Source organism: Nguyenibacter vanlangensis, assembly GCF_038719015.1.
Classification (GTDB): domain Bacteria; phylum Pseudomonadota; class Alphaproteobacteria; order Acetobacterales; family Acetobacteraceae; genus Gluconacetobacter; species Gluconacetobacter vanlangensis.
Window position 1 is genome coordinate 2147418 of record NZ_CP152276.1, and the last position, 17683, is coordinate 2165100.

At 63.9% G+C, this 17683-nt stretch carries 16 protein-coding genes; 5 read left to right on the forward strand and 11 right to left on the reverse strand.

Annotated features, from left to right (window positions below; all coding sequences use genetic code 11):
* Positions 1–161: 161 nt before the first annotated feature.
* On the reverse strand, positions 162–1292 hold the full coding sequence (locus AAC691_RS09975; protein WP_342629933.1) for a purine nucleoside permease: 1131 nt from the start codon (positions 1290–1292) through the stop codon (positions 162–164).
* 389 nt (positions 1293–1681) lie between these two features.
* Between AAC691_RS09975 and AAC691_RS09980 the strand changes: the two genes are divergently transcribed.
* Positions 1682–2593, forward strand: coding sequence for a LysR family transcriptional regulator (locus AAC691_RS09980; RefSeq protein WP_176640197.1), 912 nt, complete (start codon positions 1682–1684; stop codon positions 2591–2593).
* Here the strand turns inward: AAC691_RS09980 and AAC691_RS09985 are convergent.
* Both AAC691_RS09985 and AAC691_RS09990 read right to left on the reverse strand, forming a co-directional pair.
* Positions 2559–2849: a hypothetical protein gene (locus AAC691_RS09985; protein WP_342630315.1), complete on the reverse strand. Its 291-nt coding sequence runs from the start codon at positions 2847–2849 to the stop codon at positions 2559–2561. The genes AAC691_RS09980 and AAC691_RS09985 overlap by 35 nt on opposite strands.
* 298 nt (positions 2850–3147) lie before the next feature.
* Positions 3148–4011 (reverse strand): LysR substrate-binding domain-containing protein, encoded by an 864-nt coding sequence (locus tag AAC691_RS09990; protein ID WP_342629934.1) that lies wholly within the window; start codon positions 4009–4011, stop codon positions 3148–3150.
* Positions 4012–4358: 347 nt separating this feature from the next.
* Here AAC691_RS09990 and AAC691_RS09995 point away from each other — a divergent pair, with 347 nt between their 5' ends.
* Both AAC691_RS09995 and AAC691_RS10000 read left to right on the forward strand, forming a co-directional pair.
* On the forward strand, positions 4359–5312 hold the full coding sequence (locus AAC691_RS09995; protein ID WP_342629935.1) for an EamA family transporter: 954 nt from the start codon (positions 4359–4361) through the stop codon (positions 5310–5312).
* A gap of 13 nt (positions 5313–5325) precedes the next feature.
* Positions 5326–6279 (forward strand): transporter, encoded by a 954-nt coding sequence (locus tag AAC691_RS10000; RefSeq protein ID WP_342629936.1) that lies wholly within the window; start codon positions 5326–5328, stop codon positions 6277–6279.
* 75 nt (positions 6280–6354) lie between these two features.
* On the opposite strand, the gene AAC691_RS22315 is transcribed toward AAC691_RS10000, so the two are convergent.
* Entirely contained in the window at positions 6355–6810 is a 456-nt protein-coding gene (locus AAC691_RS22315) for a GFA family protein (protein ID WP_408906077.1), read from the reverse strand.
* A gap of 208 nt (positions 6811–7018) precedes the next feature.
* A complete protein-coding gene (locus AAC691_RS10005) occupies positions 7019–7582 on the reverse strand; it encodes a TetR/AcrR family transcriptional regulator (protein WP_342629937.1) in 564 nt (187 codons plus the stop codon).
* A 91-nt stretch (positions 7583–7673) separates the two neighbouring features.
* Here AAC691_RS10005 and AAC691_RS10010 point away from each other — a divergent pair, with 91 nt between their 5' ends.
* Together AAC691_RS10010 and AAC691_RS10015 are read left to right on the forward strand one after the other, a co-directional pair.
* The gene (locus AAC691_RS10010; RefSeq protein ID WP_342629938.1) at positions 7674–8066 is read left to right on the forward strand and encodes a DUF5367 family protein; all 393 of its coding nucleotides are present in this window, start codon (positions 7674–7676) and stop codon (positions 8064–8066) included.
* A 183-nt stretch (positions 8067–8249) separates the two neighbouring features.
* The gene (locus AAC691_RS10015) at positions 8250–10679 is read left to right on the forward strand and encodes an ABC transporter permease (RefSeq protein WP_342629939.1); all 2430 of its coding nucleotides are present in this window, start codon (positions 8250–8252) and stop codon (positions 10677–10679) included.
* 102 nt (positions 10680–10781) lie between these two features.
* Here AAC691_RS10015 and AAC691_RS10020 read toward each other — a convergent pair whose 3' ends face one another.
* The 6 genes from AAC691_RS10020 to AAC691_RS10045 form a co-directional block, all read right to left on the reverse strand.
* Positions 10782–11780, reverse strand: coding sequence for an ABC transporter substrate-binding protein (locus AAC691_RS10020; RefSeq protein WP_342629940.1), 999 nt, complete (start codon positions 11778–11780; stop codon positions 10782–10784).
* Between the two features lie 71 nt (positions 11781–11851).
* The gene (locus AAC691_RS10025; protein WP_342629941.1) at positions 11852–12865 is read right to left on the reverse strand and encodes an ABC transporter ATP-binding protein; all 1014 of its coding nucleotides are present in this window, start codon (positions 12863–12865) and stop codon (positions 11852–11854) included.
* Complete coding sequence (locus AAC691_RS10030; RefSeq protein WP_342630186.1) at positions 12862–13878, reverse strand: ABC transporter ATP-binding protein; 1017 nt, start codon at positions 13876–13878, stop codon at positions 12862–12864. The genes AAC691_RS10025 and AAC691_RS10030 overlap by 4 nt, the downstream gene beginning before the upstream one ends.
* Before the next feature lie 43 nt (positions 13879–13921).
* Complete coding sequence (locus AAC691_RS10035; protein WP_342629942.1) at positions 13922–14896, reverse strand: ABC transporter permease; 975 nt, start codon at positions 14894–14896, stop codon at positions 13922–13924.
* On the reverse strand, positions 14896–15825 hold the full coding sequence (locus tag AAC691_RS10040; RefSeq protein ID WP_323993297.1) for an ABC transporter permease: 930 nt from the start codon (positions 15823–15825) through the stop codon (positions 14896–14898). The genes AAC691_RS10035 and AAC691_RS10040 overlap by 1 nt, the downstream gene beginning before the upstream one ends.
* A gap of 131 nt (positions 15826–15956) precedes the next feature.
* A complete protein-coding gene (locus tag AAC691_RS10045; protein ID WP_408906078.1) occupies positions 15957–17681 on the reverse strand; it encodes an ABC transporter substrate-binding protein in 1725 nt (574 codons plus the stop codon).
* Positions 17682–17683: the final 2 nt, after the last annotated feature.

Below are 17683 nucleotides of genomic sequence, written 5' to 3' on the forward strand. Positions count from 1 at the left end.
CGGCATTCATTTCGCCATCCGTGCCCTCATCGCGCGCATCGGTATGGCGAGGCGGCCTGGCTGCTCCCTTGCATCAGGCCTTGCATTCGGGTCATTGTCGGGTCGTTCGACCCGGATGGTTGATCGGCGTTCGGTGCGGCCGGATATCAAACAAAACGAGGTCAAGGGGCCGACGGGACATGATCACGATAGCGCTCCCAATGATCGAGTATTTCCGCGACCACCGGCGCGCCGGCCCGTTCATTGTTGTCGAACGCGACCGCCTGGCCCGGTCCCTCGTCCCCCATGGATTGGGTTACGTCGGTCCCCGGTGGCGGCATGGAGAAATTGGAGCCCGATCGCAGCACCATGATCCGGTTCGCATCCACGAAGCCCAGTGAGGCCAGGGTGCGCATTTCACCCTGACGGGTCTGGCTTTCCTCGTTCGTCATCACGAACAGGCCCTGCCCCTTCGTCCAGAGCTTCACCCAGTTCTCGGCCCAGCGATTGCGCGGCGCGCCGTGCCAGTAGCGTTTCGCCCCCAGCGTCTCGCCCATCAGGACGGATGGCGGCTTCTGCGCCGCCGGGAAGCCCACCCAAGCCTTGCGACGTACCGCGACCTCCGGATCGTCGCTCAGCACGACGGTGCGGCTGATCCGATAGGCCCAGCGTGCCAGCCCCTGGTTCAGCGGATAGGCCTTGCTCAGTTCCGCGACATCGGTCACCGACCCGTAATGGTTGGGATTCGCGGGCAACGTGTCGGGGCGCGAGGCGCCTATCGCATACAGCCCATAGGGCCAGTCCTTCGGGATCGTGCGGTCGTCGATCTCTCGCAGCGCGTCGCCGTCGACCACCCAGCGCGCCCAGGCGACACTGCCGACAGAGGCGACATTCGGATCGACGCCCGAAATCCCGGTGAACAGCCAATAGGTGTGATGAAAGTCGAAGCGTGGATCCAGAACGAATGCCACAAGGTCCATCACCCCATGGCGCAGGACGACTCCATACAGCCCCGCCTTGTTGCGTCGAACGACATCTGGCGCACCCCGGACCGATACCCTCTCGTCAAGGTGTTCCCGCTCCACCCAATTCTGATACTCGCCCGGCGCGTCGCCGCGATCCGCGCCGTTCTCCCAGTTGGCAACGACAACGAACTTCACCTCCTCCGCCGCGTGCGCCGGGGCCGGGGCCGGGGCCGGGGCCGGGGCCGGGGCCGGGGCCGGGGCCGCGCAGGCTGACAAACCCGCCGCTCCTGCAAGAAGGACGGAGGCGAATCGCGTCACGTACCACCCGCTCCGATCTTGTTTGCTCATACGATATTCCGCTTCGTTTTTCCAGATTTTTCATCGCGATGGCGCACTGATGACGCATCAACAGGCGACGAAAAAAGCGTGATGCGCCCCATCAGTCCCCCGCGACCACGGCAGATCCGCAGAGCAGTGCTAGTGACTGTATGACAACATAAAATCGCCGATATCGAACCGCTCGTCCAACACAAAGAAAGTGACAGGTCGTTGCATTTTTGTCGACGCCGGCGCAACCGCCAGTTCGCCTTGACGTTTCTTGATAAAATCCGTCAAGCTGGAATTCGAAACGTGCCGCGTTAAGCCACATACCGTGAACAAGGGTCTCATTAACCAGTCCGATGCCCACTATAAAAACCAGACCACCCGGCAGTCGTAACGCGAGCCGAATTTTTACGTTGTCCCGCTTTTCGATTTATTTCGAGATGGTGGCACAAACGGGTTCCATTCGACAGGCCGCGAGTGCGCTGAACGTCTCGGCATCGGCGGTCAATCGACAGATTCTGGCTGTGGAACAGGAGATGCGGCTCCTGCTGTTTCACCGGCATAGTGCGGGCCTGACCCTGACGGCAGCCGGGGAGTTGCTGCTGGCGGCGATCATGTCGGGAAAACGCGATTTCGAATCGTTCCGCACGCGCCTCGAAGATTTATCCGGTCTTCGCCGCGGCCTGGTGGAAATGGCTGTGGTCGAAGCCGTCAGCGATCGTTTCATTCCGGAAATTCTTCTGGAGGTCCACAAACTCTATCCCCGTGTCGAATTCAACATCCGGACACTGGATATCGCGGAAATCTGGGAAGCGGTCACCAGTAACGAAGTGGATTTCGGCATCTCAATCCGCAAAGGCGCATCGAAGAAGGTCCATACAGTCGCCACCCTCAATTCACCCGTCGGTCTGGTCGTGCGATCCGACCATCCGCTCGCCGACCTGCGGGAAACCAGACTAAGCCATGCGGTGGGATTGAAACTCATTCTTCCCAGCGGCACCTTGGCAATCGGCGCCAATATTCGCGAAACCCTGGCGCGGCATAGCGTCAACCTGCACGCTGCGATCACCAGCAACCGTATCGTCAGCATCAAGTCGCTCGTCAGAAGCGGCCTGGGAGCAGGCCTCCTGACGCTTGCCGACGTCATGAACGAAGTGAAGGCCGGAGAATTCAGCTTCGTCCGGTTGATCGATACCGGCATCACACCCCTGAATTTCTCTCTCTTCTACCATGTCCAACGTAGCATTTCTCCTGCCGCGCAGACGGTGATCGACTTGATCTCGGATAAATTCAACTCAATCCTCGACGATACGGATCAGACGTAACTGCCTCGATCGAGTGCATCGGCACCAAGAAAGGTCGCTCGGGGAAATGCGCAATCGCCTGGCGCAGGATTGGAAACGCCCGCCACGTGAATGGGCCGAGGCCAAAACGTAGTTCGCCATCATCTTCGGCGAATGCTTCACCCTCTGAGTGAAACAGGCCCTGCGCAAAATCCTGGATAAGCTCGAACATGTTTGGAAAAACAGGGACAGGCGATTTTTCGGGCGAGAAAAATGTGTCCTCCACAGCCTGGATCACCGACCGGCCACACCGAAAACCTCGATCTCGGACTTATACCGGTCTCTTGTCCGAGGCGTGATTGCGCATAGCGCATGAGATTCCCCGTTATCTGGTCCCAGTCAAGCGCCTCGCCCGTTCAGACATGGAAGGTTGGACGGATCGTGTTCGGGTTATCCAAGCTCACCGTCATGACGTCGAGTTCACCAGGGGTATCGTCCCGGCGATAGGCCGGAGGGGACCCGCACCGGTCGCTGAAGCTGCGGGTGACGCCGGGTTGAGAGAGGACGACTCGTCACCTGGGTCTGTGAACGAAGAGTCAACTCTGTTGGTACGACGCACGCAATTCGGTGGCAAGGCTTTCAACCGCCAGATCACGGTCTCCGCCCGAACCAAACACCAGCCCGATCGGTAATGATGGAAGGATCGGCACTCCTGCGTCATCATCGAGAACCCGTATATCCTTGGGAATGGAGCAAAGAGGCAATGGAGAAATTGCCAGGCCAGCCCTGACGACCGCAATGAGGCTGGAAATACTCGGGCTGGAATAGGCAATGCGATAGGGACGGCCAGTATGTCCCCAAGCATCCAGTGCCATAGCCCTGCCGATGCAACCTGGCTGGAACAGAGCCAAAGGCACCGTCGGCTGTTCATGAAGAGCATGTTTGGTTGCGCATATCCACCGCATGGGCTCCTTCCGGAGCACTTCCACGCCATGATCGGATCCCGTCGTCGTAACGATGCCGATATCGATCTTTCGGTCGCGTGCCAGTCGGGACAAAGTCCCGCTCGGCTCGCACACGACATCGACCTGCGTATGGGGGAATCTATTCGAGAATGATTCAAGAGCAGAGCCGAGACGATCGCCAACATAATCCTCCGGCACGCCCAATTTTATTTTCGCGGTGCAGGATTTTATCCTCATTTGCATCGCAGCTTCTTCCTGCAAGGTCAGAATCCTGCGCGCATAGGACAGCAGGATTTCACCTCGTTCCGTCAGGATCATACAGCGTCCTGTTTTCCGGAAGAGCGGTGGTTGGCCCACCATCTCCTCGAGTTTTCTCACCTGCATGCTTACGGCGGACAACGTTCGACCGACGCGGTCGGCGGCGGCCGAAAACGAACCGGTTTCCGCAATGGCGACCAGCGTCGCCAGAAGCTGACTTTCAAAGGCGTCCTTCATCAAGGTCCCTTCCCCGAATGCTCCAATTCTATTGAACGAAACGGTTCAAGCCAATTCGATTGTTTATCTACCATCCGGTATCGAAACATAGGGAAGTCATGCGACACCCCTGGCCAGCCTGTCTTCATACGTAAAAACCCCATAGAGAGGAACGTACCATGTCGAATATGCACCATTTTCGGGATACAGACGACAGGACATTCAAGGCGTTTCCGGGTGGCAATTTCTTCAAGGCGAACGCCTCGAACGTTTCAAACGAAATCGTTTGAACGGATGAAGGTGCTCGCCTAAATAATAGTTTAGAGCATTTTCACTGAAACAATACTATCGTGATCCAGAGGGTAACCATGACGGGAACAGGCGACGGAAATGACCTGACATTGAGAGGCGTCTGCATTCTGGTTCTTGTATCATTCATCTGGGGCCTGAACTTTGTCGTCATTCATCTTGGCTTGAGGCATTTTCCACCGCTGTTGTTTTCCGCGCTTCGTTTTTTGTTTTGCGCGCTGCCATGGATTTTTATTGTTCCGAAGCCAAAGATATCGCTGCGATCTCTACTTTCTCTCGGAATTGTTCTTGGAATACTTGTATTCGTGGGACTTTTCGTGGGAATGCATGAAGGCGTCCCAGCAGGAATTGCGTCATTAACGATGCAGGCTCAGGTCTTTTTCACCGTAATTCTCGGGAAATTCTTTCTATCTGAAAAACCCGGACCACTACAGATCCTGTCAGTGTTTATCGGCATGTTCGCCATCTTCGCGATGATCGTTATCCAGGGGACTGTCGGGACCTATGACGGGATAGTTCTGGTACTCGGTGGCGCTTTGTCATGGGGCGTGGCCAACATCATGATGAAGAAACTTCCCCGGGTGAATATGCTCGGTCTGATGGTATGGATCAGCCTGATCCCGCCCGTTCCCTTGTTTCTGATGTCGATCGCCGTCGACGGATGGCCGACGGTTGCGGCCTCACTGAGAGCTTTTGACGCATCCGGCTTCATGGCAGTCGCCTATACCGGCCTGCTATCCACGATATTTGCATATGGAATGTGGGGAAGCATGCTGCAGCGTTTTCCGACCACGTCTGTTGCTCCCTTCGCGCTCCTCGTGCCTGTTTTTGCACTTCTGACAGCCTATCTGTTCCTGGGTGAACATTATACGGCAGTACAACTCTGCGCATCTGCCGTGATCATCGGTGCGCTTGCAGCGAACATCTGGCACAAGAAAATTGAGAAAGCTATTTTAAATAAAAAATTTCCAAAAAATATCATAGATACTGAAACGGCGGGTCATGTAAAATAGATAAAAATCATACATGCGGAATTATATTTCGTTCATCGCTATATCAAGTTTCTTCGTTTGTGGATTTTTTAATCCTGCGCATGGAGGTTCTTGGGATCAATGGTATACAGGATCGTTATTGTCGCCGTCCGGAGCCCTGTTTCATAAAGGTGACATAGCGATAGAGCCGTATTTTTCTATCCAATTGTCAAGCGTATATTTTGACAATACAGGCGGAAGACAAAATGCTGGCAGCCATTCCCAACGTATCTTAAACAATACGCTCTACAAATACGCCATTACCGACAACCTGAGTATACAGACCATACCAGAAATCGCGCTCCGGCAGTCAGACGGAACGCACCGTCATACTGGTTTGTCCCTGGGGGATATGCCTGTCGACGCAGTTTTGAGGTTTCTCGATATCAGGCATGGGATTCTGCATCCGGCTTTCAATCTTTTTATGGGAGTCGGTTTTCCAACGGGACAATATGACAGATTGCGCTCCGCGAGCTTCGCGACCGGGAGCGGAACCTATGTTGCGCGTTTCGCCTTGACGGAACAATCGGCTTATCGCCTGACCGCCAGGCACGAATTACGCATCAGAATGTGGTTGAACCTGCGCCAGCCGCTTGATCGCGTACGGACCAATGATCTGTCCTCTTATGGATCACAGTCCAGTCATGTTATTGTCGGCATGACGGCCGAAGCCGGCGTGTCAGGAGAATTGGCCTTGACGCGACAGTTCGTTCTTGCGTTCGATATCGCTCGTGATTTCTCGGCATCGTCGGTCGTTTGCGCCGACACAACCGATTTTCAGAATCCTGCGCGGCGTCTTCCCCCATCGGTATCGTGGAATATCGCGCCCGCCATTGAATATAACTGGTCATCCCGCTTTGGGATCATCATGGGGTTTTCCGCCACCGTGGCTGGCCGTAATGCCGCCGCGACGATGGTTCCTCAGTTCGCCTTCAACGCTTTCTTTTGACGCTACGGCCTTTTGCCGGGTTCGGCATTCCTCGACCAGAAGCGGAAGGCGGTCCCTCCTGTCTATACCGGACTCTCATTCGGTGCATGATCGCACATAGCTTATAAGCTCCCCCGTTATCTGGTCCCAGTCAAGCGCCTCGCCCGTCCAGACATGGAAGGTTGGACGGATCGTGTTCGGGTTATCCAAGCTCACCGTCATGACGTCGAGTTCGCCAGGGGTATCGTCCCGGCGATAGGTCAAAGGGGACCCGCACCGGCCGCAGAAGCTGCGGGTAACGCCGGGTGACGATATATAGTCGATTGGTGCGCCGCTTGTGTAGCGAAAGCCGGCGGACGGGACGCTGACGAAGGGAAGCCGGGGTGCCGACGCGGCACGCCGGCAGGTCTCGCAATGGCAGATGCCGCTGCTGAGCGGTTCACCCTCAGCGATATAGCGTACGGCTCCGCAAAGACATCCACCCTTCATCTGTCCCTCCTGCGCTGACCAGTTCGCCCATTCGTGCGATCGACCTTTGTCATCGATGAGCATGAATCGTTACAGCCGAAACCGCCACCTCAATTTCCAAGCGGACTCTCCGTCGGGCTATGGGCTCGGGCCGAGTGCCCCGTTCGCACGTGGCTATCCGGCCGAGATCAACCTTGAAAATCGCTTGGCCGGCGGCCGCAACCAGGTGGTTTGCGGCGCCGCGGCATCGGCGAGCGCGTCCTGCGCGCGCGGCTGACGCCGGCCCGGACACCTATTGCGCGTCCAGGGCCTGGGTCAGGTATTGCTCGACCTGGCGCGTCGCGCCTGGACTGGCGATTTCCAGGAATGTCACGCCCTCGATAATGGACAGCAATGCCGCCGGCCGTTCCGGATGGGCGGGATCGGGGACCAGGCGTGACTCGATCCAGGTCAGCCAGTCCGAGACCGCCTTCTGCGCGATCGTACCGTACGGCGCCTCGCCGGCCGCCGTGCGGGCGATCAGTTCGGTCCAGACGCGCATATAGGGGGCGACCGCCGGATCGCGTCCCATCGCCAGCACCTGCGCGACGAAACGTCCCGGCGGCAGGCGCGGGCCGTCGCTATATCTGCCCAGCAAGGATCGGAATTTTTCTCCGACCCTGGCCAGGGTCTCGATGACCAGCGCCTCCTTGGTCCCGAAATAATAGAGCAGCATGCGGTCGCTGGTCTGCAACTGCCTGGCCAGGCCGCGCAGGCCCATATTGCCCAGCCCGTTCTGCAAAATCAGTTCGGCTGCCTGGCCAGCCAATGTCGCGCGCCGCGACGCCTTGTCGCCAGGGGCCGCATCATCCGTCATCAAAATCTGTTGAATCCTCGCCGCAAGGAGATTGTAGCACCCGCTTCATTTCGATAATGTAGCACCCGCTTCATACGGAAGGAAAACAAGGATGCTACGCTTTAGCCAGCTTATCACATGTTCCCTGGTGGCTTTCCTTTTCTGGGCCCTGGCAGCCTGGTACGTGCATGCCGTTCCCCGCAGCCTGACGGGCCTGCGCGGCGATATCGGCTTCCTGACCAGCATTCCGGTCGCGCTGTGCTGTGTCTGGCTGATCTGTCGCCTGGCGCGTCTTCAGGGCAATCAGATCCTGGCCGGCTGCGTCGTGGTGATGGCCGATGCCATGCTGTATGATGCGATCGCCCTGCGGTGGTTTCCCTTCATCTATGCCAGCAGCGACCAGGCCTGCCGTCTCGCTTCCGCATGGCTGCTCTGGGGATACGGCATCAGCGCATGGGGTGCCCTGCTGTTCGCAAACCGCTTCGGCACAATATCCAGGGCGTGACGCCCGCCTGCTCGCCCCGGTTATCGGCGGCCGGGGCCGGCCTGCGGTGCCCTGTTGTTTCTTACTGTCCGGTTCCGGACAGCGCGATGAGTAATTTCCATAAAATTCTTTCCATAACAACACGTTAGAAAATTTCTGTCCGGATGTTACACTCGTCGCAAGGTCATCCGGAAAGGATCTGCGATGTTCGCGAACATGCTGCTGACGTTCGGGCGCCAGTTGCAGCGTCACCGGCTCTATACCGTGCTCAATGTGCTGGGACTGGCCTGCGGCATCGCGACGTTCCTGACGCTGGCCCTGATCGTCCGGTACGAAACATCCTTCGATACCGCCCTTCCCGATGCGCGGCATCTCTACCGGCTGGACATGTCCTGGCACCCCGCCGGTCGTGCGCCGTCCGAAAATCCGGGCAGCAGCTTTGTGCCCTATCCGTTTCTGCAGCAGGATTTTCCCGCCATCGCGCACGCGGTCCGCGTGCTTTCCGCGTCCATGCCCGTCCGGGTCGGGCAGCAACTGGCGGCCGAAACCGTCACCATGACCGATCCGGATTTCTTCTCGGTCTTCGCGCTGCCGATCGTTGCCGGGCCGGCCCGCGGCCGGCATCTGGACGGCCCGAGCATGATCGTCATTCCGGCGCGGATCGCGCGCCGATATTTCGGCACCGTCCAGGCCGTCGGCCGGCAGATGCAGATCGACAACGACCATACGCCCTCGACCGTCACCGCGGTCTATGCCGACCCGCCCCCGAACAGCAGCGTCGATTTCGGCATCCTGACCGTCTTTCCGTCGCAGCAGTACGCAACGCTGCCCTTTACCAACTGGGGCAGCCAGTGGGGCGCGATCTGGATCAGGGTCGACGATCCCGCCGCCGTCGCCGCCATCGGCGTGGGCCTGCATGACTATGTCGCCCGCCACCCGGTCCATCTGCCCGCGACGGCCCTGGCGCAGGATTTCGCGGGGGCGGGCCTGACGCTGGTCGGCCTGCCGGACGTCCATTTTCATGACGCCGCGATCACCGGCAGCGGGACCAGCCGCCAGCTTGTCACCATTCTCGAACTGGTGGGCATCGCGGCGCTTGCGACCGCCATCGTGAATTACGTCAACCTGGCGACCGCCCGCGCCGGCATGCGGGCGCGCGAGGTCGCGATCCGCAAGGTCATGGGCGCGTCACGCGGCGCGCTGGTCCTGCAATTCATGGGCGAGGCCCTGGCCCTGGTCGCGTGTTCCGCCCTCGTCGGGCTGGCCATGGTCGAGGTCGGCCTTGCCTGGATCGACACGCTCAGCGGCTGGACGGTGGCGTTGGACATGTCCTTCGTGCTGCCGCTGATCGTCCTGATCGTTCTGGCGGTGGGGCTGGTGGCCGGTCTCTATCCCGCGCTGGTCCTGGCCGCGTTCCGCCCTGCCCCGGTCCTGGCCGCCAGCCGCACGCCGGCCGGCGGCCGGCGTGCGGCCCTTGTCCGGAACATGCTGGTGGTGCTGCAATTCAGTTTCGCGATCGTCCTGGCGATCTGCACCCTTGTCATGACCCGCCAGGCCGCCTTCGTGCGCGATGCCCAGCGCGGCCTGCGCCAGGAGGGCGTCATCGTCATTCCAGCCCTGGACGACGACAGCCTGCGCCAGCGGCAGGCCGACATCGTCGACCGGCTGCGCCAGGTGCCGGGCGTGGTCTCGGCCACGCGGTCGGACATGTTTCCGCACCATCTGTCCGATTCCGACAATTGGTACCGCGATGGATCGGCCAGCCGCTTTTCGGCGAACTGGGGGTATGCCACGCCCGATTATTTCGCGACCTATCATATGCGCCTGCTGGCCGGCCGTCTGTTCGACGCGGCCCATGGCGACGATTACCCGGACACGGGCAAGAGCGGCGATGCGATCCGCAATATCGTCATCAGCCGCCTGGCCGCGCATGATTTCGGCTTCGCCACGCCGGATCAGGCCATCGGCCGGCTGGTGCGCGAGGAAGGGACGGGCCGTCCGTACCGGGTCATCGGCGTGATCGACGATGTACGCTTCAACGACATGCACAGCCCGGTCGAGGCGCTGATCTTCATTGGTACGCGCCGGCCGATCGATTATGTGGCGGCCAGCATCCGCTATGCCGGCATGCCCCAGCCCGTCGCGATGCGGCGGCTGCGCGCCGCCTGGCGGGCGATCGCGCCCGATGTCCCGTTCGACGGCACCGGCGTCCCGGATATTTTCGCCGCCGATTACCGGGCGGACCTGAATCACGGCAGGCTGTTCGCGATCGGCGCCGCCATCGCGATCCTGATCGCCTGTCTGGGACTTTACGGATTGTCGGCGTTCACCCTGTCGCGCCGGAGGCATGAAATCGCCATCCGCAAGGTCATGGGCGCCCGCGCGCGCGACATCCTGCTGCTGCTGAGCGGGCAATTCATCCGGCCGGTCCTGCTGGCCAACCTGATCGCATGGCCCATCGCCTGGGTGCTGATGCGCGTCTGGCTGGCCGGGTTCGATCAGCGGATCGCACTGGCGCCCGGATTCTTCATAGCCGTCGGCCTGGCCGCCGCGGCAATGGCCCTCATCACCGTGATCGGCCAAACCTTGCGCGTGGCCGGCGCCGAGCCCGCGCGGGCCCTTCGGCAGAATTAGAGCGGATTCCGTTCGAACGGACTCGTTCGAGCGGTGAAGAGGCTCGATCAAACAATAACCTGGAGCGTTCCACCGAACCGATGTTCGGTGGAACGCTCCAGGTCAGATCGCCGGCAGGCGCGCGTCCATCGCCGGGTTGAAGGAGAAATCGCAGGCGCGGGTCCAGTCCGCGTCCGGCGGCAGCAGGCCGGCGGCGACCAGGAAGTCGCGCACCGCGCGGCAGCGGGCCGGCGCCATCGGGCCGATCGGCGTGCCGGCGGCGCCGAAGACCCCCAGCGACAGGAAGATCCCGCGCGACCACAGGATCTGCGCCTCGGACATCATCGGGTTGGCCTTGCGGATCGCGTCATTGGCGGGCGACGGATCATGGGCCAGCCAGTCGGCCCAGCCGCGCATGCTGGCGCGCAGGAACCGGGCGATCGCATCGCGCCTGGTCCCCAGCACCGCCTCGGTGGTCACCAGCGCGTTGCCGTAATTTTCGACGGTGTAATCGGCCAGCATGAAGAATTTATACGGGATGCCCTTCTGCTGCACCGCATAGGGTTCCGAGGTGGCGAAAGCCTGGATCGCCACCCCCGGGTCCAGCACGAAGGGCCGGATGTCATAGGCGTAGGGCCGCACCTGCCCGTCATCGAACCCGAAGCGCCGGCGCAGATAGGGCCATACCGCGGCGCGTACCTCGGTGCTGAGCAGGATCGTGTGGCCGCGCAGGTCCTCCAGCCGGCCGATATCGGCGTGGGCCAGCAGCCCGCCCAGCGATTTCTGGAAGGTCGTGGCGACGGCGGTCATCGGCATGCCGCGGCTGCGCGCGGTCATCGCCTCGTCCGCGCCGCCGATGATCATGTCGTAATGCCCGGCCAGCAGCAATTGCGCGCCGTTGACCTGCGGGCCGCCGGCCTCCATCGTCACGTCCAGCCCCTCGGCGGCGTAGAACCCCTTGGCCGCCGCCTGGTAGAACCCCGCATGTTCGGCCTGCGCGTACCAGTTCGTCAGGAACCGGAACGGCTGGGCCGCCGCGCGGGCCCGTCCGCCCAGCAGGCCGGCGGCGCCGATGCCGGCCATCATGTCCCTGCGCCCGATCCAGCCGCCTGCCATCGTCATGCCTCCACCCGCCCGGCGGATCGTAACGTATTGGCAACAGCATGCAAGCGCATCCTCGGGGCCGGCCGGTTTCAGCCGCCCAGCGGGAAATGGCAGGCGACCGACCGGCCGGCGACCGTGCGCAGGGCCGGCGGTTCCGTCCGGCAGCGATCCTGCGCGATCGGGCAGCGCGTGTTGAAGCGGCAGCCGGGCGGCGGCGACACCGGGCTGGGCACGTCGCCGCGCAGGGGCGGCGCGTGGCCGCCCGCGCGTGTCGTTGCCCCAGGGGACGCTTCAGGGAACGCCACCATGGGAACCGCCGCCAGCAGGGCCGCCGTGTAGGGATGCGCCGGCGTGTGAAGCACCGTGTCGGCAGGACCGATTTCGACGATCGCCCCCAGATACATCACCGCGACGCGGGTCGAGATCTGCCGCACCACCGCCAGGTCATGCGCGATGAAGACGTAGGTCAGGCCCAGCCGGTCGCGCAGGTCGGCGAACAAATTGACGATCTGCGCCTGGATCGACACGTCCAGGGCCGAAACGGGCTCGTCCGCCACCACCAGCCGGGGGGACAGCGCCAGGGCGCGGGCGATATTGATGCGCTGCCGCTGGCCGCCCGAGAATTCGTGCGGATAGCGGGCCAGCGCCGCCTGCGGCAGGCCCACCAGCTCCATCAGCTCGGCCAGCCGGGCGGCGATTTCGGCCGCGCCGCGCCGGCGTCCGTCGGGCGTGCGGTGCACGCGCAGCGGCTCGGCGATCAGGTCGCCCGCGCGCCGGCGCGGGTTGAGCGCGGCCTGGGAATCCTGGAACACCATCTGCATGCCCTGCCGCAGCGGGCGCAGCGCGCGCTCGGGCAGGGCCGTGATGTCGGTGCCGTCGAACAGGACCTGCCCCGCCGTGGGGCGCGCCAGCCGCAGCAGGCACCGCCCCAGCGTCGATTTGCCGCAGCCGGATTCGCCGACCAGCCCCAGCACCTCGCCGGGCTGTACCGCCAGCGACACCCCATCCAACGCGCGCAGCATCTGCCCGCGCCCGACGCGATAGGCCATGTGCAGGCCGCGCGCCGCGATCAGCGGGGCCGTGGCCGGTGGAACGGCCGTCATGCGTGCGCCTCCATGACCGGCCGTGGCGGCAGGGGACGGCCTTCGGCCGGCAGCACGCAGGCCACGTCCTGCATGCCGCAGGCCGCCAGCGGGGGGCGGACGGCGCAGGCGGCATGGGCATGGGAACAGCGCGGCGCGAAGGCGCAGCCGGCCGGCCGGTCGGCGGGCACAGGCGGCGCCCCCTGGATCGAGGGCAGGCGCGGCGGGCGCGGGCCGTGCAGCGGCGGGATCGAATCCAGCAATGCCGCGGTATAAGGGTGGCCGGGTCGGGCGAGGACCGCATCGGTCGGCCCACGCTCGGCGACCCTGCCGGCATACATCACCATCATGCGGTCGCAGGTTTCGGCCACCACGCCCATGTCGTGGGTGATCAGCAGCACCGACGAGCCGTATTCCCGCCGCAGGGTGCGCAGCAGGTCGAGGATCTGCGCCTGCACCGTCACGTCCAGCGCGGTGGTCGGTTCGTCGGCGATCAGCAGCGCCGGGTTGCAGGACAGCGCCATGGCGATCATCGCCCGCTGGCGCAGGCCGCCCGACAATTGGTGCGGATAGCGCCCGGCCACCCGTTCCGGGTCCGGCACGCCCATGTCGCCCAGCAGGCGGATGGTGCGCGCCCGGGCCGCGTGCCGGCCGATCCGCTGGTGGGCGCGGATCTGCTCGTCGATCTGCCAGCCGACGGTATAGACGGGGGTGAAGGCCGTCATCGGGTCCTGGAAGATCATTGCGATGTCGCGGCCGCGCAGGGCGCGGAAGGCGCGCTGCGGCAGGCCCACCAGTTCGCGGCCCTTGAAGCGCGCCGAGCCGGTAACACGCGCGCCCGGCGCGTCGATCAGGCCCATCAGCGCCAGCGCGGTCATGCTCTTGCCCGATCCGGACTCGCCGACGATGCCCAATATTTCCCGCGCGCCCAGCGTGAACGACACGGAATCGATCACGTCGACCATGCGCCCGCCGACGGGCAGCGCCACCGTCAGGTCGCGGACCGACAGCAGAATGTCGGGATCGGCGTCCATCGCGCGCTCTCGCGCGTCAGTGTCCATCGCGCGCCCTCGCGCGTCAGTAACCATCACGCACCCTCGGGTCCAGCAGCAGATAGAGCAGATCGACCACCGCGTTGGCGATGACGACGAACACCGCCGAATACATCACCGTCGCCATGATCAGCGGCAGGTCCAGGTTGGCCAGCGCCTGATAGGTCAGCCGCCCGACCCCCTGCAGGCCGAACACCACTTCGGTCAGCAGGGCGCCGCCGCCGACCAGTTGCGCGAAATCCAGCCCGAACAGGGACACGAAGCTGATCATCGACGTCCGCAGCCCGTGCGCCAGCAGGACCCGCGCCGGCGACAGGCCCTTGGCGCGCGCGGTGCGCATGAAATCCTCGGCCTGCGTCGCGACCAGGTCGGCGCGCAGCACGCGGCTGTAGAGGCCGACGAACAGCACCGCCAGGGTGATCCATGGCAGCACCAGCGCGCGGAACCAGCCCAGCGGATCCTGGCTGAACGGCACGTAGCCCAGCCCCGGCACCCAGGAGAACAGCCAGGTTTCGTGATAGCGGCTCTGGGTGACCAGGTTCACCACCTGCCCCAGCCAGAAGACCGGGATCGAGATCCCCACCAGCCCCAGCATCATCAGGCCGCGATCGACCCAGCCGCCGCGCAGGGCGGCCGCGAGCGTGCCCATCGCCACCGACGCCGCCACCCAGATCACCGCGGCGCCCGAGACCAGCGACAGGGTCACAGGCGCGGCCTGCAGCACTTCCGGCACCACTTTCTCGCCCCGGTTGACGTAGGAGGTCAGGTCGCGGGTGACGAACAGTTTTTCCATCATCCGCCAGTACTGGACGGGCAAGGGCCGGTCGAAGCCGTATTCGACGCGCACCCGCGCCATCGTTTCGGGCGATGCGTTGCGCCCGGCGATGCGCGCCGTGGGGTCCGACCCCGGGGTGGCGAAGAAGACCAGGAAGATCAGCACGGAAATGCCGAACAGCACGAACAGCGTCTGGCCCAGCCGCCGTACGATCGCCATCGCCATCAGCCGCCCCCCCGGCCGGCATCGCGGACGTCCAGCGCATCGCGCATGCCGTCGCCCAGGACGTTCAGCGCCAGCACCACGGCGACGATCGCCAACCCCGGCGCGACGGCCACCATCGGGCGGGTGTAGATCAGCCCCTCGCCGTCCTGGATGATCGTCCCCCACGACGCCGCCGGCGCCTGCACCCCGATCGACAGGAAGGACAGGGCCGATTCCGCCATCAGCGCCAGCGCCATCACCAGCGGCGCCAGCACCACCAGCGTGCCGGCGACGTTGGGCAGGATGTCGCGCAGCACGATGCGATGGGCCGGCACCCCCAGCCCCCGCGCGGCGGTCACGAATTCCGCGCGGCGCAGCGCCATCACCCGCCCGCGCACCGGCCGCGCGACATAGGGCACGTAGACCAGTGCGATGATGCAGATGGGAATCAGCACGTTGTCGCTGGCGATCGTCACCGGCCCCAGGCGCAGCCCCTGGCTGACGGTGACGATGGAGAGCGAGATGGCGAACAGATAGACCGGCACCGCCCACATGATGTCCATCAGGCGCGACAGCACCGCATCGACCACCCCGCCGGCATAGCCCGCGACGATGCCCACCGCCGCCGCCAGCCCGATGCACAGCATGGCGGCGCAGAGGGAGATCAGCAGCGAATTGCGTCCGCCATAGAGCAGCCGCGCCGCCACGTCGCGCCCCTGGCTGTCGGCCCCCAGCAGGTCGGCCGACATGCGCCAGGTCGGGCCGATCGGCGACAGGCCCAGATGCAGCGGGTTGTCGTTGGGCTGCATGATGTCGACCTGCCGCCCGTCCAGCAGCAGCGTGCCGGCGACGTTGGAGGTGAACGGATCGGTGTGCGCCAGGTAGCGGGCGTAGAGCGGTGCGGCCAGGCAGGCCAGGCCGATCGCCAGCAGCACCGCCAGCGAGAGCATCGCCGCGCGGTTGCGCGCCAGGGCGCGCCCCGCCCGCCGCCACGGGCCCGAGGAGCGTGCGGCGAAAGGCTCCGGGAATTGCTGGGGGAATTGCTCCGCGAATGGCGCCGGGGCGTGCTTTGGCGCGTCGTTCATCGCACCCATACCCGTGAAAACAGAAGATGGTACAAGGTGGTATAGAAATATCCCCCGACACGCTTCGAGACAAGGTCGATATAGTTGATGCGGATGATCGGCGCCGCCGGCGCGTCCCGGTCGACCAGGCGCCCGGCCTGTGTCCACAGGGCGGCGGCTTCGGCCGGGTCGGAGGTCTGTTTGGCCCGGTCCATCACCGCCTGCACCCGGGCATTGCAATAGCCCGCGATATTGATCGAATTGTCGCTGCCGGGATGGAAATTCTCGCAACCGAACAGGTCGTCGAGGAAATTCGAGGCCGAGGGATAATCCGCGAACCAGTCGGAGATGCTGATCTGCACGTGGTTGGCGGTGTTCTGGATGTAGCTGAACTGCATGCCGTGCGCCAATGTCTTGACGCTGGCGCGATAGCCGATGGATTGCAGCATGTTGCGCAGCCACACGCCCATGCTCATGTCGATCGCGGTGTTTTCCGCCACCACCGTGACGGCCTGGCCGGCCGTGCCGCTCTGCGCCACCAGGGCGCGGGCCCGCGCCAGGTCCGGCCCCCGCCAGGACGGGGCCGGATCGTCGGGGTCGGCCCCGGCGGTATAGGCGCAGTCGGACAGCGCGCCGGGAATGCCCGGCGGTACCATGCCGCAGAGCGGCCCGGCCACCGCCGCCCCGCCATACAGGATGGTCATGGCCCGCCGGTCCAGCGCGTAGGACACCGCCTGCCGTGCCAGGGGGTTGTCGAAGGGCGGGATGTTCACGTTCATGGGCGCGTAATAGATGCCGTAGAGCGGGCGGATATGGACCTGCGCCGTATGGCGCGCGCCCAGCTCGCCCAGCCGGTCCAGCGGCTTCATGTCGAACATCCAGTCATATTGGCCGTTTTCCACCGCCGTGACCTCGGCCTCGTCCGGCAGGCCGAAATCGTACTGGATCCGGTCGGCGAACCCGTCGGGCTGGGCGTCGGCGCTCCAGACCCGGAAATGGGGATTGCGCACCAGCACGGCGCCCCGGTCCGGGTCGTAGGACGCGAACATGTACGGGCCGGTGGTCGGGGCCGGCACATTGCCCAGATCATGGCCGGGGGTCGCGGCCGGCAGGATCACCGCGTGGGGAAAGGCCAGCTTCTGCAGGAATTCCGCGTCGGGCTGGCGCAGGTGGAAGACCACGCTGCGCGTCGCGTCATCGGTTTCGAGCCCGCCTTGCAAGGTGCAGTGCGCCGGATCGCGCAGACACTGATCGCCGCCGATGATCGCGCCGTAGAACGCCCCCGCCGTCGGGCTGCCCACCCGGAACAGCCGGCGGAACGATGCCGCGACGTCCGCCACCGTGATCGGCTGCCCGTCGGAGAAATGCAGGCCGGCCCGCAGGGTGAAGCGCCAGGTGCGACCGCCATCCTCGGGCGCCGGCACGCGCTCGGCCAGGTCGGCCACCACCGTGTTGCCGGCTTCGCCATCCGCCTTGCGGAAGGTCAGCAGCCCGTCATACAGCACATAGAAAAGCTGTGCGTATTGCGACGTGTAGTTGATCTGCGGATCGACGGTGCCGCCCGAGGACGAGGCGGTCAGCCGCAGGGTGCCGCCCCGGTGCGGGCTGCCCAGGGTGATGCCGTCTCCGACGGTGGGGGGAGCCGTCTGGGCACGCGCCGCGCCGCACGCCGCCCCCGCCAGCAACGCCCCCACCAGCAACGCCCCGGCCGCGGCCAGGCACCGCGCGCGCGCGCCTGCCACTC

Coding starts and splice junctions, on each gene's coding strand:
- AAC691_RS10020 (WP_342629940.1), bottom strand. CDS start 11,780: ATGACGATGGCAGGCGGCTGGATCGGGCGCAGGGACATGATGGCCGGC.
- AAC691_RS10000 (WP_342629936.1), top strand. CDS start 5,326: ATGCGGAATTATATTTCGTTCATCGCTATATCAAGTTTCTTCGTTTGT.
- AAC691_RS10005 (WP_342629937.1), bottom strand. CDS start 7,582: ATGACGGATGATGCGGCCCCTGGCGACAAGGCGTCGCGGCGCGCGACA.
- AAC691_RS10025 (WP_342629941.1), bottom strand. CDS start 12,865: ATGACGGCCGTTCCACCGGCCACGGCCCCGCTGATCGCGGCGCGCGGC.
- AAC691_RS10030 (WP_342630186.1), bottom strand. CDS start 13,878: ATGGACGCCGATCCCGACATTCTGCTGTCGGTCCGCGACCTGACGGTG.
- AAC691_RS22315 (WP_408906077.1), bottom strand. CDS start 6,810: ATGCTCATCGATGACAAAGGTCGATCGCACGAATGGGCGAACTGGTCA.
- AAC691_RS10010 (WP_342629938.1), top strand. CDS start 7,674: ATGCTACGCTTTAGCCAGCTTATCACATGTTCCCTGGTGGCTTTCCTT.
- AAC691_RS09990 (WP_342629934.1), bottom strand. CDS start 4,011: ATGAAGGACGCCTTTGAAAGTCAGCTTCTGGCGACGCTGGTCGCCATT.
- AAC691_RS10040 (WP_323993297.1), bottom strand. CDS start 15,825: ATGCTCTCGCTGGCGGTGCTGCTGGCGATCGGCCTGGCCTGCCTGGCC.
- AAC691_RS09995 (WP_342629935.1), top strand. CDS start 4,359: ATGACGGGAACAGGCGACGGAAATGACCTGACATTGAGAGGCGTCTGC.
- AAC691_RS10035 (WP_342629942.1), bottom strand. CDS start 14,896: ATGGCGATGGCGATCGTACGGCGGCTGGGCCAGACGCTGTTCGTGCTG.
- AAC691_RS10015 (WP_342629939.1), top strand. CDS start 8,250: ATGTTCGCGAACATGCTGCTGACGTTCGGGCGCCAGTTGCAGCGTCAC.
- AAC691_RS09975 (WP_342629933.1), bottom strand. CDS start 1,292: ATGAGCAAACAAGATCGGAGCGGGTGGTACGTGACGCGATTCGCCTCC.